17 protein-coding genes are annotated in these 16890 nt (G+C 52.5%); 12 read left to right on the top strand and 5 right to left on the bottom strand.

All coding sequences use genetic code 11. The features are described from left to right. Positions 1 to 4 precede the first annotated feature (4 nt). The 4 genes from nspC to ACJJIW_RS04605 all read right to left on the bottom strand — a co-directional run bounded on the left by nspC (position 5) and on the right by ACJJIW_RS04605 (position 5361). Positions 5 to 1198 (bottom strand): carboxynorspermidine decarboxylase, encoded by a 1194-nt coding sequence (nspC, locus tag ACJJIW_RS04620; RefSeq protein ID WP_282930229.1) that lies wholly within the window; start codon positions 1196 to 1198, stop codon positions 5 to 7. Between the two features lie 70 nt (positions 1199 to 1268). Continuing rightward, positions 1269 to 2462: a saccharopine dehydrogenase family protein gene (locus ACJJIW_RS04615; RefSeq protein ID WP_282930228.1), complete on the bottom strand. Its 1194-nt coding sequence runs from the start codon at positions 2460 to 2462 to the stop codon at positions 1269 to 1271. A 71-nt stretch (positions 2463 to 2533) separates the two neighbouring features. Further along, the gene (speA, locus tag ACJJIW_RS04610) at positions 2534 to 4456 is read right to left on the bottom strand and encodes a biosynthetic arginine decarboxylase (protein ID WP_282930227.1); all 1923 of its coding nucleotides are present in this window, start codon (positions 4454 to 4456) and stop codon (positions 2534 to 2536) included. A 236-nt stretch (positions 4457 to 4692) separates the two neighbouring features. Then, on the bottom strand, positions 4693 to 5361 hold the full coding sequence (locus ACJJIW_RS04605; protein ID WP_444936788.1) for a DUF6515 family protein: 669 nt from the start codon (positions 5359 to 5361) through the stop codon (positions 4693 to 4695). Between the two features lie 293 nt (positions 5362 to 5654). On the opposite strand from ACJJIW_RS04605, the gene panC reads away from it, so the two are divergent. Together panC and panD are read left to right on the top strand one after the other, a co-directional pair. Then, positions 5655 to 6503, top strand: a complete 849-nt coding sequence (gene panC, locus ACJJIW_RS04600) for a pantoate--beta-alanine ligase (protein ID WP_282930225.1) — start codon at positions 5655 to 5657, stop codon at positions 6501 to 6503. Between the two features lie 13 nt (positions 6504 to 6516). Continuing rightward, entirely contained in the window at positions 6517 to 6903 is a 387-nt protein-coding gene (gene panD, locus ACJJIW_RS04595; protein ID WP_108731498.1) for an aspartate 1-decarboxylase, read from the top strand. Positions 6904 to 6947: 44 nt separating this feature from the next. Here panD and ACJJIW_RS04590 read toward each other — a convergent pair whose 3' ends face one another. Beyond that, positions 6948 to 7865, bottom strand: a complete 918-nt coding sequence (locus ACJJIW_RS04590) for a polysaccharide deacetylase family protein (RefSeq protein ID WP_444892622.1) — start codon at positions 7863 to 7865, stop codon at positions 6948 to 6950. Between the two features lie 169 nt (positions 7866 to 8034). Between ACJJIW_RS04590 and ACJJIW_RS04585 the strand changes: the two genes are divergently transcribed. The 10 genes from ACJJIW_RS04585 to cysE all read left to right on the top strand — a co-directional run bounded on the left by ACJJIW_RS04585 (position 8035) and on the right by cysE (position 16806). Further along, complete coding sequence (locus tag ACJJIW_RS04585) at positions 8035 to 8529, top strand: 2-thiouracil desulfurase family protein (protein ID WP_282930223.1); 495 nt, start codon at positions 8035 to 8037, stop codon at positions 8527 to 8529. Positions 8530 to 8569: 40 nt separating this feature from the next. After that, a complete protein-coding gene (locus ACJJIW_RS04580) occupies positions 8570 to 8935 on the top strand; it encodes a cupin domain-containing protein (protein ID WP_282930222.1) in 366 nt (121 codons plus the stop codon). 216 nt (positions 8936 to 9151) lie between these two features. Further along, on the top strand, positions 9152 to 11089 hold the full coding sequence (gene acs, locus ACJJIW_RS04575) for an acetate--CoA ligase (RefSeq protein WP_444936787.1): 1938 nt from the start codon (positions 9152 to 9154) through the stop codon (positions 11087 to 11089). Positions 11090 to 11286: 197 nt separating this feature from the next. Then, positions 11287 to 11703, top strand: coding sequence for a hypothetical protein (locus ACJJIW_RS04570; protein WP_444906581.1), 417 nt, complete (start codon positions 11287 to 11289; stop codon positions 11701 to 11703). A gap of 146 nt (positions 11704 to 11849) precedes the next feature. Beyond that, positions 11850 to 12227, top strand: a complete 378-nt coding sequence (locus ACJJIW_RS04565) for a VOC family protein (RefSeq protein ID WP_413664152.1) — start codon at positions 11850 to 11852, stop codon at positions 12225 to 12227. A 25-nt stretch (positions 12228 to 12252) separates the two neighbouring features. Next, the gene (locus ACJJIW_RS04560) at positions 12253 to 12639 is read left to right on the top strand and encodes a DUF6632 domain-containing protein (protein ID WP_444936786.1); all 387 of its coding nucleotides are present in this window, start codon (positions 12253 to 12255) and stop codon (positions 12637 to 12639) included. Between the two features lie 165 nt (positions 12640 to 12804). Beyond that, positions 12805 to 14304, top strand: coding sequence for a catalase (locus ACJJIW_RS04555; RefSeq protein WP_444936785.1), 1500 nt, complete (start codon positions 12805 to 12807; stop codon positions 14302 to 14304). A gap of 56 nt (positions 14305 to 14360) precedes the next feature. Beyond that, entirely contained in the window at positions 14361 to 14831 is a 471-nt protein-coding gene (locus tag ACJJIW_RS04550) for an ankyrin repeat domain-containing protein (protein WP_444936784.1), read from the top strand. Positions 14832 to 14990: 159 nt separating this feature from the next. Further along, positions 14991 to 15977 (top strand): SrkA family protein kinase, encoded by a 987-nt coding sequence (locus tag ACJJIW_RS04545; RefSeq protein ID WP_444936783.1) that lies wholly within the window; start codon positions 14991 to 14993, stop codon positions 15975 to 15977. Between the two features lies 1 nt (position 15978). After that, positions 15979 to 16806, top strand: a complete 828-nt coding sequence (gene cysE, locus ACJJIW_RS04540) for a serine O-acetyltransferase (protein ID WP_444936782.1) — start codon at positions 15979 to 15981, stop codon at positions 16804 to 16806. Positions 16807 to 16890: the final 84 nt, after the last annotated feature.

Below are 16890 nucleotides of genomic sequence, written 5' to 3'. Positions count from 1 at the left end.
CTGTTTAGGAGAGGCGTTCCTTGAAATCCTCGTAGCCGAAAGCTTTGATCATCTTCAAATCGTCGGTATCCGAGTTCCACAGGGCAATTGCGGGTAGGGGGATACCGTTGAAGGTATTGGTTTTTACCATGGTGTAATAGGCCATTTCCTCGAATACCAGGCGTTCGCCAATCCGCAATGGTTGACTGAAACTGTATTCGCCGATGCTATCGCCGGCGAGGCAACTTTGCCCACCCAGGCGATAGGTATGGGGAAGGTCACCGGGGCGAGCGGCGCCGGTAATTTCCGGTCGGTAGGGCATTTCCAGCACATCGGGCATATGGCAGGTGGCGGAGGCGTCCAGGATGGCCTGGTTTTCGCCATTCCAGGTGATGTCCACTACCTCGGCCACAAGGATACCGGCGAAAAGGGAAATTGCCTCGCCGGGTTCCAGGTAAACCTGCACATCGTATTTTTCGGCAAAATTGCGCACCGCTTCGACCAGTTCGTCCACCTGGTAGTCGCGGCGGGTAATGTGGTGGCCACCACCAAAATTGATCCACTCCATCTGCGGAATCAGGTCGCCAAACTTTTCCTCTACCGCAGCGATAGTGCGCTCCAGGGGTTTGAAATCCTGCTCACATAAAGTGTGGAAATGCAGGCCGCTAATGCCCTCAAGGGACTCGTTTTCAAACAGCGAGCGCACGATTCCCAGGCGTGAGCAGGGGGCACAGGGATCGTAGAGATCGGTGTGGCCCTCGGAGTGCTCCGGGTTAATCCGCAAGCCGAAACTTAGCTCTGGCCGCTGCTTCTGCATATCCAGGCACAGTTCCCGATAGCGCTTCCACTGGGAAAAAGAGTTAAAAACCACATGGTGGGCGAATTGCAGTATTTCGCGCAGTTCCTCGTCCTTGTAACCGGCACTAAATACATGGACTTCCTTGCCTTTGTCGCGACCGCCGTACTCTTCGTAACCCAGCTTGGCTTCGTGCAGGCCACTGGCACAGGTGCCGGAAAGGTATTCAGCCACGATGGGTCCAGTGCTGAACATGGAAAAGGCTTTGAGCGCTGCCAGTACCTTGGCGCCGCTGCGCTCTTGTACGTCGGCGAGCAGTGCCAAATTGTCGCGTAGGGCGATCTCATCCACGACGAAGCAGGGTGAGGGTACGCGGTAGGGATCAAAGTGTCCGAAGTAGTCAACGCGGGGAGTGAGGTCCATGGGGGCGTTATATCCTGGTGCGTTGGGGAGGGCGCTGGGGCCCACCCCGGAGGTCTGAGAAAAGTACGGCTTACTGGAAAGGTTTATCCAGCCAGGTTTCCTGCCAGGGCAGGCCGTACTTGTTCAGGTCGTCCATAAAGGGATCTGGGTCCATCTGTTCCATATTCCACACGCCGGGTTTCATCCACTTGCCTTCCAGCATCATCTTGGCACCGATCATTGCCGGGACACCGGTGGTGTAAGAGATCGCCTGGGACTGAACTTCTTTGTAGCAGTCCTGGTGGTCGCAGGTGTTGTAGACGTAGTAGATTTTCTCTTCGCCGTCTTTGGTGCCACGGATAATGTTGCCGATGCAGGTCTTGCCTTTGGTCAGTGGGCCGAGGCTGGCGGGGTCTGGCAGCAGCTCTTTAAGGAACTGGATAGGTACAATTTGCTGGCCTTGGAATTCCACTGGCTCAATGCCGGTCATACCGACGTTTTGCAGGACTTCCAGGTGCTTCAGGTAACTCTCGCCAAAGGTCATCCAGAAACGCGCGCGCTCAATTTCCGGGAAGTGCTTGGACAGGGATTCCAGCTCTTCGTGGTACAGCAGGTAGATATCCTTATCGCCAATGCCTTCGGGGAAGTTGAATACGCGTTTTTCTTCCATCGGCTTGGTGGTAACCCACTGGCCATTTTCCCAGTAGCGACCGTTGGCGGTGATCTCGCGGATATTAATTTCCGGGTTGAAGTTGGTGGCGAACGGCAGGCCGTGGTCGCCGGCATTGCAGTCGAGGATATCCAGGGTGTGGATACGATCGAAGTGGTGCTTCTTGGCGTAGGCAGTAAATACACTGGTGACGCCGGGATCGAAACCGCTGCCCAGCAGAGCCATCAGGCCGGCTTTCTCGAACTTTTCCTGGTAGGCCCACTGCCATTTGTATTCGAACTTGGCCTCTTCCGGCGGCTCGTAGTTGGCGGTGTCCAGGTAGTGCACGCCGGTTTCCAAACAGGCATCCATAATGTGCAGGTCCTGGTAGGGCAGGGCCACGTTGATGACCAAGTCCGGCTTCACTTTCTCGATCAGCTTTACCAATTCAGGCACATTGTCCGCATCTACTTCAGCGGTGTCGATTTTGCGCGGCAGCATAGCGGCAATCTTGTCGCACTTGCTTTTGGTGCGGCTTGCCAGGGTGATATTTTCAAATACTTCAGCAACCTGTGCGCACTTGTGTGCAACCACCTGGCCGACACCGCCGGCGCCGATGATCAGTACGTTGGCCATAAAGATCTCCTTAATCTGCGGCTTTTACTGCCGCTATCTTTTCAAAGGCGCTGGCGCCTTATTATTCAAACTTACTTTTCGAAATAGGTGTATCCGCTCATGCTGGCGGTATAAGTCTGCAGAATCTGCTTGCGCTGGGCAGCGGTAATCAGCCCCTGTTTAACGGCGCGTTCCGCCAGGCGGCGGAAGCGCTCGAATAGCGCTTTGGGTTGATATTCTACGTAACTCAGTACATCGGAAATACTGTCGCCGTGAATCTCATGGCTGAAGTCGATGCTGCCGTCTTCCTGAATGCGCACGCTCACCACGTTGGTGTCCCCAAACAGGTTGTGCAGGTCGCCCAGGGTTTCCTGGTAGGCGCCGATCAGGAAGGTGCCGAGGATATAGTCTTCGCCATCTTTTAGTTCGTGCAACGGCAGGGTTTTCTGCTCTTTTTCCCGGCCAATAAAGCGGTCGATCTTTCCGTCACAGTCACAGGTGATATCGGCGATGATGGCGGAGCGGGTCGGTGCTTCGTCGAGGCGGTGGATCGGCAACAATGGAAATACCTGGTCGATAGCCCAGATATCCGGCACCGACTGGAATACGCTCACATTGGCGTAGTAGATATCCGACAGTACCTCCGGCAGCGCTTGCAGATCTGCAGGAATCTCCTCGGCTTCATCCAGTAGTTTGCGAATATCCTGGGCGCCCTGCAGGAACAAGTTTTCCGCATTGGCGCGCTCGCGCAGGCTCACCTGGCCGTGCAGGTATAGGGAGCGCACCTCGTCGCGATAGTAGAGGGCGTCGTTGTAGCTCTCCTGCAGGTTTTTTGGGGTGATACTGCGCACTGCGTCCTGCAGGTTGAGCAGCATCTGGTGGTCGCCCTCGCTGATCCTGGTGTGTTCGAGTTCCACCGGTTCGAAACGGGTGGTGTCGAGAATATCGAACAGCAGCACTGAGGAGTAAGCCACAGTGGCGCGGCCGGATTCGGTGATAATTACCGGGTGCTCGACCCCCTCACTATCGAGGGTGCCCATAATGGCTTCCACTACATCGACACAGTACTCATCCAGGGAGTAATTCTTGGAGTGGGTGTAATTGGTCTTGCTGCCATCGTAATCCACTGCCAGGCCACCGCCCAGGTCCAGGTAGCCCATGGGCGCGCCTTCTTCCACCAGATCGGCGTAGTAGCGACAGGCTTCCAAAACTCCGGTGCGGATATCGCGGATATTGGGTACCTGTGATCCCAGGTGGTAGTGCAGTAGTTTCAGGCAGTCGAGCATATCGTGATTGCGCAGTTGATCGACCATGGCGATCAGGTCGTTACTGCCCAGGCCGAAAATACTGCGGTCGCCGCTGGTTGCATTCCAGTAGCCGCCAACTTTCGAGGCGAGCTTTACCCGGGCGCCAATATTCGGGCGCACCTGCTCGCGCTCGGCGCAGCGGATAATGGTTTCTACTTCCGAGGGAGTTTCCACGACGAAGAAAACCTGCACGCCCAGGCGCTGGGCCTGTAGACCGAGGTTAATAAATTCCTCGTCCTTGTAACCGTTGCAGACGATCAGGGATTCGGTGTTATCCAGAATGGACAGCGCGGCAATTAACTCCGCTTTACTGCCTGCTTCCAGTCCGTGATTAAAACGGCGGCCGGCATTGGCAATTTCTTCAATCACCTGGCACTGCTGATTCACCTTAATGGGAAATACACCGCGAAAAACGTTGCCGTAGCCGCAGTCATCGATAGCGCGGGCAAAGGATTCGTTAATCCGGGCAATCTGCGCTTCGAGTAAATTCTCAATACGCAATAGCAGGGGCATTCCCAGGCCGCGCTCGGTGGCGCCTCGGGCAATGTCCATTAGGGAAACGCTGTGTGATACCCCGTTGGGGCCGTCGACTTGCAGTGAAATTTCACCATTTTCGTTCAAATCGAAATATCCGGCGCCCCAATTGCGGATGCCGTAGAGTTCGGCCGAATCTTCGCAAGTCCAGTCTTTTACTTGTTGCTTCTTCATGGCGCCTTTCTGTTGATATTTGGCGGGCGCGAATCTTGGGCCCAGCAGGGCCGGAAAGCAATAACTATAGATAAAAAAACGCTAATTTTTGTGTATAAAAAAGTAAATGGACAAGCAGTATTACAGCGGTGCTTTTGCTCGCAGTGACAGGGTGCCGTAATTGGCAATTAATACAGGGAGGCAGACTGGAAAAAAGGCGGCCCGGAGGCCGCACGCAGGGGGGATGGTATTGGGTACTAAATCACGCCGGGTCTGGGGACAACCCGGTAGCCGCGATGGCTGTGGTCCCACAGGTAGTAGGTGTCGTAGGCCACGTAGTAATTGTGTCCACCCACAACTACGGTTAGCGCTGAAGCCGGCAGGCTGTGTACGATAGCGCCGTGGGGGGGCTGTGCTACTACGTAGCCAGAAGTAGCTGGGCGGTAAAAAATCCCATCGCTGTAGTAGAAACCCGGAGAACCAATACTGATGCTGACGAAATTTTTTGGCAGGTGACGCCAGCGGTAGCCGTAACCGTAGTGTGAGGGACGGTAGTGAGGGCGGTGTCCACTGTACCCATGGCGGTATCGGGGCCTGTAGGTGGCGCGGTACTCGTGACGATGGCCGCTATTGTGCCCTTTTCGATGTCCTTTATCGTAACCTTTGCTATAGCCTGCTTTATAGGCATTGCGCACTTCGCGGCGGTGCTGACGTTCTTCCCTGCGTTCCTGTTTGCGTTGCTTTTTTTCCTGCTTCTGATGCTGCTTACTGTGGTTGCGCTCTACATGGCGTTGCTCGCGTTCGGCTCTCCCATATTTGTGGTGGTCGTCCATGGCGCGCTGGTGCCCGCGATGCGACTCGGACAGGGCGGGTGCCGCGATCAGCAGCAGACTTAGGGTGGCGATAGCCGTAGTGAGGTGTCTCATAACATCTCTCCCGAGCACTGGGCTCTTTTCTTTCAATTCAGGTCTTTTGTGTATCTTGGCGTGAAGTTTGCCTTGGCGGGTCTGAACACTTCCTGAACTGAATGCGTTAAAATTCGGCGGCAGCCGATAATGCTTCTGGTGACCAGTAGTTCAGGTTTTGGCGGTGACTGGCTGGTGGGGCCACAGGCGGGATTCTGCGGCGAAACCTTATAGAGAACGGCAATTTTGCTATGTTGAGACACCTGGTCTCAGCGAGTATGATGCCGCGCTGATTCATAGTGAGCGGTAGCAAGATGCAAGTCTTCCACCACGTAGCAAGTCTGCGCGAGGCGCTGGCCCAGGCCCGCAAAGACGGCAAGACCGTCGGTTTTGTGCCAACCATGGGCAATTTGCACGATGCCCATATAGAGCTGGTCAAAATCGCCCAGCAACACTGCGATCTGGTTGTGGTATCCATCTTCGTCAACCGACTGCAGTTCGGTTTGAACGAGGATTGGGATAAGTATCCGCGCACTATGGAGCGGGATATGGCCAGGCTGCGCGAAGCGGACTGTGACTTCCTGTTTCATCCGGATGAGAGTGAAATTTACCCCAATGGCATGGACCAGCAGACCCGCGTGGTTTGTCCGGCAATGACCGATGTCCTGTGCGGCGCCAGCCGACCGGGTCACTTTGAAGGGGTCACCACCGTAGTGTCGAAGCTTTTCAACATTGTGCAGCCGGATAAGGCTATTTTCGGGATTAAGGATTTCCAGCAGTTAGCAGTGATTCGCCGTATGGTGGAAGACCTGTGTATGCCGGTGGAAATTGTGGCGGCGCCGGTGCACCGTGAGGAAGATGGCTTGGCATTGAGCTCCCGCAATGGTTATATCACTGCGGAAGAGCGACCGAAGGTTGCCGTGCTCAACCAGTCACTTAACTGGGCTAAGGATGAAATTGTGGCTGGACGCCGGGATTTCGCCGACCTCGAGACAGAGGCGCGCAAGAGAATTGAAGAGAGTGGCTTTCGAGTTGACTACTTCTCCATCTGTTACAGCAAGGATTTACAGCCAGCGGCAGATGACGATAAAGAAATCACGATCCTGGGAGCTATGTACACCAGTGCAGCGCGCCTGATCGACAATGTTTCCCTGGAACTCTGAGGGGCATCCAACTATGCAAATTGAAATGTTGAAGTGCAAGTTGCACATGGCCGCAGTGACTCAGGCCGAACTCTGGTATGACGGTTCCTGTGCAATTGATGAGGACCTGGTAGAACTGGCTGGTCTGCGTGAATTCGAGAAAATCGATATTTACAATGTGAGCAATGGCGAGCGCTTCCACACCTATGTGATCCTCGCCGAGCGCGGTTCCGGTATTATCTCCATGAACGGCGCCGCTGCACGCAGAGTACAGGTGGGTGACCGTATTATTATTGCTTCCTATGCGCAGATGACAGAGGGCGAAGCCGATAGCCACAAGCCCAAGCTGGTCTACCTGGATGAGAACAACAAGGTAGAGCGCAGCACTAATACTATTCCGGTTCAGCTAGCCGAAGCCTGACTCTTTTCGCTACAGGGCGTTGTGCCCTGTAGCATCCCCGCTGCTTATTGACCAGACATTAATAACACTTCCTGATTAAACCTCTTTTCCAGGTAGGACTCGTCCAGGGTGTAGTGCCAGAGATTTTTCTTTTGTCCTTTAGCTAAAGCGATTTCGCCGATTCTGCCAGGGTTATATTTAATCGGTTGGGCGAGTTGGTATTTGGCGATGGGGTCCCGATAGGCCTCCTCTAAAGGAATTATCTCCCAGCCTTCCTTCCTCAGTCGTTCAGCCAGATCACCAATAAACAGGGCTGAAATATCCATTTCATGCAACAGTATCACGTGCTTTGGGGATCGCCCGAGATATTTAATTGCCATATCGTCGTAGTACTTAATGCTCGCCATAAGAACGTCGACATAAAAGTTGGAGAGTCTCTCCATATCAACTGGTTTTCCGTCTTTCACTGCTGTTTGGAAAAGTTCCTCGATATACCAGTCGTAGTTATTTAAGGTGATATAGGCATTTTGATAGTTATTTTTCTGTAGTAGATCCCGGATACCATCGCGTTTTTCGACAGTTTCTCCCTCGCGCAGATAGGGAAAGCGAAAATAGGGTTTAAAGTTGTCAAATTGTTGAAGCAGCTGGTGGGCCTGCAAAAAATCCTCTTGATAAGTGGATAGCCCTGTTTCCAGAAAATTGGGATGGCTATGGGTGTGATTGCCAATAATATGCCCAGCCTTATCGTAGCGGTGCATCCGTTCCAATCCTTCTTTATCGAAGGATTGGGTATTGGAAAAGAAGGCTACTTTGCCGATTTTATGCTGTTCCAGGCTTTCAATGAGCGTTTTGGCCCGAGTGGGCCCGTCAAAGTAACCGTCGGCTTTGCGGGGAGCGTCATCGAATGTGATGGCCAGTTGTTTGGCATTAACCACAGGAATTATTAACAGGTAGCTTATCAAAATAAAGATTGAGCGCTGCATGGTTTATTTCTCTTGTAAGTTAATATAGAGGCCGTTTGCTAAGTTTGGATTTATTTGTCTCGGTTCGCCGGTTTTCTGTCTTAATTTACTTGCTGGGCAATCTATATGGGTAATCTAAGCATCGTTTAAACATTGTTCTCTATTGTGTCCACTTTGGTCGCGGGTGTATATGGCAAAAATATTAGTGAGTTCTTGTCTCCTGGGGTGTGCTGTGCGTTACAACGGTAGTCATGTTGAGGTCCACAACAATCACTTTGATTGGATTATAGAAACTCAAGAGATAGTACCTCTATGTCCAGAGGTTGTAGCCGGACTGCCTGTTCCCAGGGTGCCGGCTGAGATTAGCGGCGGTAGGGGTGTAGAGGTTTTAGCGGGCTCAGCCAAAGTTTTAGGGATAAATAACGAAGACTTAACTGAGCAATTTATACGGGGAGCTAAACGGGCATTACAGCTGTGTCTGCAGCACAATATTAAGTACGCAGTACTTACGGAAAATAGCCCATCATGTGGTAGTGATTATATTTACGATGGTAGTTTTTCTGGTGCGAAAATAGTTGGTTCTGGCGTTGTATCTGCGCTACTGAAGAGGGAGGGTATACAGGTATTTAACCAGAATATTGTGGGCAGGCTTAGAAAACTATTGGAAGTATCCAGAGATAAATAAGTTTTCCAGATATATAGTCATATTAAAGGTAGGTATAAAAGTGAATTCTAAAGTTATCAATTTTAAAGAAAAATTGAACCTGTTCTCAGAGCACTGGTCCCCTAAAGTGATTGCCGAGATGAATGATTACCAGTTTAAACTGGTTAAGATCCAGGGTGAATTTACCTGGCATGATCATCCCGTTACCGATGAGGTGTTTGTTGTAGTTTCCGGGCATATGCAGATCGAGTTTCGCGATGGTGTCATATCCCTTGGACCTGGTGAGATGACGGTAGTACCTAAGGGTGTGGAGCATAAACCCAGAGCTGAACAGGAATGTGAAGTACTATTGATTGAGCCTAAAGGGGTTGTTAATACGGGCGATGCCGGTGGAGATCTAACTGCGAAAAATGATGTCTGGATCTAAGTGATTGAGCTGTTAATCAACTTTCTTTTGCTGTTTGCTTGTCTGATTAACTTGCACCTTTCAGGGCCTGCGTTGGATTGTCCTCGGCCCATGCCTAATTTTGAGATGAGGGGACTGTTTCGCAGCGGCTATGTTATAAAGTGACAAGAATAAAGCTCTAATAAACTCAGATTTCTCTAGGCTAGCCATGCCACGCTAATAATAAAGGAGAAGATGATGTCTGAAGTGCATACCCGCCCAGTCTCCCCCGGTTTTGCTGCCAATGCGCTTATTAGCGCCGAAGACTACGAGACAATGTACCGCCAGTCGGTGGAAAGCCCAGAGGCGTTTTGGGCACAACAGGCCAAGGACTTTTTGCAGTGGGACAAGCCGTTCACCCAGGTTCTTGAGGAGGATCTGCACAAAGGCCATACCGCCTGGTTCTCCGATGGCCAGTTGAATGTGACCGTGAACTGTATCGATCGGCACCTGGCCAGCCGTGGCGAGCAGACCGCAATTCTGTGGGAGGGAGATAATCCCGCTGACAGTAAGGCGATCAGTTATCAGAGCCTGTACGAAAATGTGTGTCGCTTGGCCAATCTGCTGAAATCCCGGGGAGTTAAAAAGGGGGATCGGGTGTGTATTTATATGCCGATGATCCCCGAGGCGGCCTACGCCATGCTCGCCTGTGCCCGTATCGGCGCTGTGCACTCGGTAGTATTTGGTGGTTTCTCCCCGGTGTCCCTGAAAGACCGTATTCTCGATTCCGATTGTCGCCTGGTGATCACTGCTGATGAAGCGGTTCGCGGCGGTAAGCGAGTACCGCTGAAAGCCAATGTGGATAAAGCGCTGGTGGATTGCCCTAATGTGCATACGACTATTGTGGTTAAACATACGGGCACACCGGTAGACTGGGATAGCAAGCGGGATATCTGGTATGGCGAATCCATAGGTGAGATGGAGCCGGACTGCGCGCCTGAAGTAATGGGAGCGGAGGACCCGCTGTTTATCCTTTATACCTCGGGCTCTACCGGTAAACCCAAAGGAGTCCTGCATACCACTGCCGGCTATCTGCTGATGGCCACCATGACTTTCAAATATACCTTTGATTATCGCGAGGGAGAGATTTTCTGGTGTACTGCCGATGTGGGCTGGATCACTGGGCACAGCTATATCGTCTATGGACCCCTGTGCGCTGGGGCCACCAGTCTGATGTTTGAGGGCGTGCCCACTTTCCCGGATGCCTCACGCTTCTGGCAGGTTGTGGATAAGCATCAGGTCAATATTTTCTACACCGCGCCGACAGCGATTCGGGCGCTGATGGGCGCTGGTGACGAGTTTGTAAAAGCCACCGAGCGCAGTTCCCTGCGACTTTTAGGCACCGTGGGTGAGCCCATAAACCCGGAAGCCTGGGAGTGGTATTACAGCGTAGTGGGCGATGAGCGCTGCCCGATTGTGGACACCTGGTGGCAGACTGAAACCGGTGCACAGATGATCACTCCACTGCCCGGTGCCATGGCTCTGAAACCCGGGTCGGCAACCCGGCCCTTCTTTGGCGTCCAGCCCGCGCTGCTGGATAGTGAAGGCCGGGAGATTGAAGGGGAGGGTGAAGGCTCTCTGGTGATTAAAAAGAGCTGGCCCTCCATGATTCGGGATGTGTACGGCAATCGCCAGAGAATGCTGGATACTTATTTTTCCGCATTCCCCGGTTATTACTTTACCGGTGATGGCGCCCGCCGCGATAGTGACGGTTATTACTGGATTACTGGGCGCATTGACGATGTGTTAAATGTCTCTGGACACCGCCTGGGAACAGCGGAGATCGAGAGCGCCCTGGTACTGCACAATGATACGGCGGAGGCAGCGGTGGTAGGTTATCCCCACGATATCAAGGGGCAGGGGATCTATGCCTTTGTGATGCTTAAATCCGGCCATAAGCCCAGTGATGAGCTTAAGGCAGAATTAATTGAACTCTGTCGCAAGGAGATAGGGCCAATTGCAAAGCCTGACTTTATCCAATGGGCGCCAGCACTGCCAAAAACCCGTTCCGGCAAAATCATGCGGCGTATCCTGAGGAAGATTGCCTGCAATGAGTTGGACAATCTGGGAGACGTTTCCACTCTTGCCGATCCCACTGTGGTTGACGCATTGATTGATCACCGCGAAAATCGCTGACCTTAGGTGTGGCGCGTGAAGGTTTTATTGGCCGGGCATAGCCCGGCCTTTTCATTGGGGCAAGAGGTTAAATTCCTCCCCGGTTTTTGCGCCATTTTCAGCTAAATAGACAAGTAAATGCCTGCTGCTTTGCAAAGTTAGTAATCCGCTAACTCCGGATAATGTTTTAAGGGTATTTACAGCTAAGGAGATTCCGTTTGGAACAGGGACAGTACCTCTGCGATCACTACCGCTTCGCTGCCGATCAGCGTCTCAAGGTTTTTAATTTTTTTGTTGTGTTAACCATGTTTGTTGAGGGCGGGATTTTCACTGCCATGGAGAAAGACTTCCACCCTCTAATCCTGGCGTTGCTGGGAGGGTTTGTGGTCATACTGGTCACTGTATTTTGGCTGATGGACATTCGCAGCCGCCAGCTTCTCAAGCTTGCAGTTCCGGCACTGAAAACCCTGGAAATGGGATTCCCGGAGGAAGCGAGAATTTTTTCCAACGATGCCATTCGCCGAGGTGACTTGGCCCGTTACACTTTTGCTTTCAGGGTTTTGTTGGTGGGGCAGCTGTTCTTTGGTCTGGGCGTCGCTTCTTACGGTATTTATCACTGGTATATCTCCCCCTAATCCCAACCTTGCAGTGGCGGGTATGATTGCATGAAGTGAAGCACCTGCCACAACCTCCTCTTTGTCTCGTACGTTTAAAAGTCGGCGCTGCCCCCCTCTCTAGGCTATCTTGCAGAAGTATCCACTTCCCTCCCGAGGTTTATACGATGCTTGATCATATTCGCCTTTATGTGCACAGCTATGAACGCAGTAAGGACTTCTATCAGCAGGCACTGATGCCACTGGGATACCAGTTGGTGATGGAGTTTGACGATTGGGCGGGCTTTGGTTGGGCAGATAAAGCGGAACTCTGGATTCGTGGCGGGACCAGTACCACTCCACAATTGCATATCGCCTTTCGCGCTGAAGAGCGGCAGGTGGTCAGGGAGTTCTATCGCTTGGCCCTGGAGGCCGGGGGTAAAGACAATGGCGCACCGGCTGTCTACGAACAATATCACCCGGATTATTACGCCGCCTACGTGCTTGATCCCGATGGGCATAACCTGGAAGTGGTGTGTCATTTACCGGGGGACTTACAGGAATAAGTCGATCGAGATTTGGGAGTAATTTATGAACGAGGCAGCTCGAGCAAAATACCTGCCAATAGCGCTGGTCGTTGTAGGAGTGCTTTTTATTCTGGCGATTTACCCGATGATGATGTGGATTTGGCCGGAAGGGTGGGGCTGGACTCCGCGGCAGCCAGAATACGAGCAAATGATCATCGGTATTTATGTCACCTTGGGGGTGTTTTTAATACGCGCTGCAAAAAATCCCGCCGCAAATGCCAGTTTAATTTGGTTCACTATATGGTCCAGTCTTGTACACGCCGTTATTATGTTGGTGCAGGCATTGGTGGATAAAACAGAGCGAATCAATTTGATGGGAGATATTCCCGCACTTTTTTTGATTGCCGCTGTGCTTTGGTACCTTATGCCCAGGCGAAAAAAATCTGATTGAGCATTTACTTTATTTTGACTTGCTAAAAAATCTGAATTGCTCTTTCTGACTCACCGTTATTGATCCCTGCTATAAGAGCGATAACAAGGTCTAATTTCCCGCTTATTGTTCCCCCCTATAAGCTCTACTCCTGTAATAGAGATGGCAGTAGAGATAAATAATCCCATGAAATACTTACCCTTATTTGCATTAACTATCGGTCTGATAGGCGGTGCCAATGCAGAGACATTGACTCGCGATAATGGCGCCCCTGTCGGAGACAACCAGAACGCACAAACCGCCGGAGAAAATGGCGGTAATTTGCTGCAAGATGTTCAATTGATTCAAAAATTGCAGCGTTTTGCCCGTGAACGTATTCCCGAGCGTGTAGTTCATGCCCGAGGAACTGGTGTTCACGGTGAATTTGTTGCGACGGCTGACCTCAGTGATTTAACCCGCGCAGCGGTGTTTGAGCGCGGTAGTAAAACGCCAGTGTTTGTGCGTTTTTCAACAGTAATCCACTCAAAAGGTTCCCCGGAAACCCTGCGCGATCCCCGTGGATTTGCCACCAAGTTTTATTCGGAAGAAGGCAACTGGGATTTAGTGGGTAACAACCTGCCGGTATTTTTTATCCGGGATGCGATTAAATTCCCGGATATGGTTCACTCCCTGAAGCCCTCCCCGGTGACTAATCAACAGGACCCCAACCGTTTCTTTGATTTCTTTAGCCATGTGCCGGAATCCACCCATATGCTGAGTTGGGTCTATTCCGATTACGGTACACCGGCTAACTTGCGCCAGATGGATGGCTGGGGTGTTCACGCCTATAAATTTATCAATGACAAGGGTGAAGTGAACTATGTGAAATTCCACTGGAAAACCCGTCAGGGTATCAAGAACCTGACTGCGGAAGAGGCAGCAGAAATTCAGAGCAAGGACTTCAGTCACGCAACTCGCGACATGTATACCGCGATTGAAAAAGGCGAGTACCCCCAATGGGATCTGTTTATTAAAGTTCTGAAGCCCTCCCAGCTTAACAGCTTTAATTACAACCCCCTGGACGCCACCAAAATGTGGTTGGACGTGAAGGAAACCAAAGTGGGCACCATGACACTTAACCGTGTGCCCACTAATTTCTTCCAGGAAACTGAGCAATCCGCGTTTGCGCCAGCCAATATTGTTCCGGGTATTGAGCCTTCGGAAGATCGCTTGTTACAGGGCCGCGTATTCTCATACTCCGATACGCAAATGTATCGCCTGGGGGCTAACCACCAGCAATTGCCTATCAACCGTCCCCGTGTTGCCGTAAATAACTGGAACCAGGATGGGGCGGGTAATTACGGCCAACAGACTTCAGATGTGAACTATCAGCCGAGCCGTATCGATGCGCGCACCGAGGACCCCAAAGGTCTTTATAGCAACAAGGCGCTCAATGGCAGCACCCAGCAAAAGGCTATTGAAAAGAAACTGCCTTTTGCCCAGGCGGGTGCTTTCTACCGCAGCCTGAGTCCTGAAGAGCGCCAGAACCTGATTGAAAACCTCGCTGGTGATCTGGGTAAAGTGAGTGATGAAAACACTAAGCACATTATGCTGAGCCACTTCTACCAAGCGGACAAGGACTACGGACAACGCTTAACCAAAGCGGTTGGTGGCGATCTGGATCGCGTAAAAAAACTGGCCCGGTAATTTTTACCCAAGTGCGGGCGACAGAGGTCGCCCGCTAAATTTATACAGGTGAAATTATGAGATCATTTTTATTCGCACTACTCTTTCTCACCCTGGGGGTTCAGGCAGGGGAGCGGGAAAAAACGGAATCTGATTTTACCGAACTCTCTCAGTATTATTTTGCCGCAGCCAGGATTGGTGATACCGAGGTGCTGCGTGAATTTTCGCAAGCGGGTTTCCCCCTGGATGTACGCAACCCGAAAGGTTACACAGCACTGATGATTGCCACTTACAACGGCAACGGGGAAGCTGTGGACTACCTGTTGCAGAGAGGTGCAGATGCCTGTGCCCAGGATCGCCGTGGCAATACTGCGCTGATGGCAGCGATTTTTCGCGGTGAGTTTGCCCTTGCACGAACCCTGCTAAAGCAGGATTGCGATTCGCAACAGGTGAATAAGGCCGGCCACTCCGCAGAGGATTTTGCCGAAGTCTTTGGTCGTGACCAGATGGTTCGACTATTGCAGCAACAGCGGGCAAATGGCGACTAAGGCAGTTTTTTGTGCGGTTGGCATTGGATGGTGTCACCGCTCCTATCCTGCGTGAAATCCCCTTGAGTTGGCTGCTTTAGCTTGCGGCACATTTCTCAGTTTGTCCCCGCCCCCGCGACCGCGTTAGCATAGCCAGCTGCAATCCAGTTGGTACCCACTATGACCTCGAATCATCATCCCTATGAAGCCCTCACGCCGGACGTGGTGATCGACTGTGTCGAGACTACCGGACTGATTTCTGATGCGCGTATTTTCCCTCTAAACAGTTATGAAAACCGCGTCTATCAGGTGGGTATTGAGGATGCCGAGCCGTTGATTGCCAAGTTCTATCGCCCGGGGCGCTGGAGTGACGAGCAGATAATGGAGGAGCACCAGTTCACCCTGGAGCTGGCAGAAGCCGAAATTCCCGTGGTGGCGCCGATCCAGTTTGATGGGAGCACCCTGATGGAGTCCGCTGGATTCCGTTTTGCGCTTTTCCCCCGACGGGGCGGTCGCCAGTTAGAGCTGGATAACTTTGATCACCTGGAGCAGGTGGGGACCATGTTGGGTCGTATTCATGCGGCCGGCAGCGCCAAACCTTTCAGCTATCGCCCATCCCTCACTTTGCAGCGATTCGCAATTGATAGCCGGGAATTTATCCTGAATGGAGATTTCCTGCCACGTGAGAACCGCGAGGCCTACGCTTCCGTCACGGGCCACATTATCGAACAGATAGCCCCGCTGTTTGAGCGGGACTGGGATATGCTGCGCTTGCACGGTGATTGTCACAGTGGCAACTTCCTGTGGCGGGATGAGACTCCCTGGTTTGTGGACTTGGACGACTGCCTGATGGGGCCGGCGATCCAGGATATCTGGATGTTGATTTCCGGCAATCGCGCAGAGCAAACCGCTTACCTGGATGCAGTGTTGGAAGGCTATGAAACCTTCTATAGTTTTGACCCCCAGCAGTTGCAGCTGGTGGAGCCTCTGCGCTGCCTGCGGCAAATGCATCACGCCGCCTGGTTAGCGCGACGCTGGCAGGACCCGGCTTTTCCCCAGGCGTTTCCCTGGTTTAATACTGCCCGTTACTGGGCAGAGCATATACTGGCATTGCGTGAGCAGCAGTCTGCGCTGCTGGAGCCCCCGTTGACCCTGGGGGCTGTGTAACATGGAGAAAGCAATAATGGATGCGACATGCACCGAGGCTGAGGCGGATCTGATCTGGGAGAAGATTCGTATAGAGGTGGCGCAGCAGGTAGAGCGGGAGCCGATCCTGGCCAGCTTTCTACACGCGACGATCCTGAACCACAATTCCCTGGAGGCGGCGCTCAGCTTTCACCTGGCCAACAAGCTGGACAATGCGGTGGCACCGGCGCTGTTAATTCGCGAGGTTATCGATGAAGCACTAGAAGCTGACCCTTCCATAGGGCATGCGGCGCGAGCGGATTTGAACGCTATTTACCTGCGGGATTCCGCCTGCCACTCCCTGCACGATCCCTTCCTGTACTTTAAGGGCTTCCACGCCTTGCAGGTTCACCGTGTGGCCCACTGGCTGTGGCAGCAGCAGCGCCGCTCCCTGGCTATGTTCTTACAGCACCGTGTCTCTGTCGTATTCAGTGTGGATATCCACCCGGCTGCGCGTATGGGTGACGGTATATTGCTGGATCACGCGACCGGTATCGTTATAGGCGAGACCGCGGTGGTGGAAAACAATGTTTCCATCATGCAGTCCGTTACACTGGGCGGCACTGGCAAAGAGAGCGGGGACCGCCACCCGAAAATCCGCCACGGGGTTTTAATCGGTGCGGGCAGCAAGGTGCTGGGCAATATTGAAATTGGCGAGTGCGCCCAGATTGCTTCCGGAAGCGTGGTTCTTAAAACGGTACCGGCAAAGGTGTTAGTGGCCGGAGTGCCGGCAAAAGTTGTCGGGGCAGCTACCTGTGCTGAACCGGCATTATCCATGGATCAGTGTGCCCTGTCGCAAGTTCAGAAGTAGGGCTTGCCGCCCCGTAGCGAACACCGGCTGCGGGGCTGGGATCACTGGGGAAATGATGCAACGGCACTGTTCTTGGCACTATCC

It is taken from the genome of Microbulbifer maximicatervae (SeqCode) (genome assembly GCF_052467815.1).
This window is presented reverse-complemented; position numbering and strand designations above follow the sequence as displayed.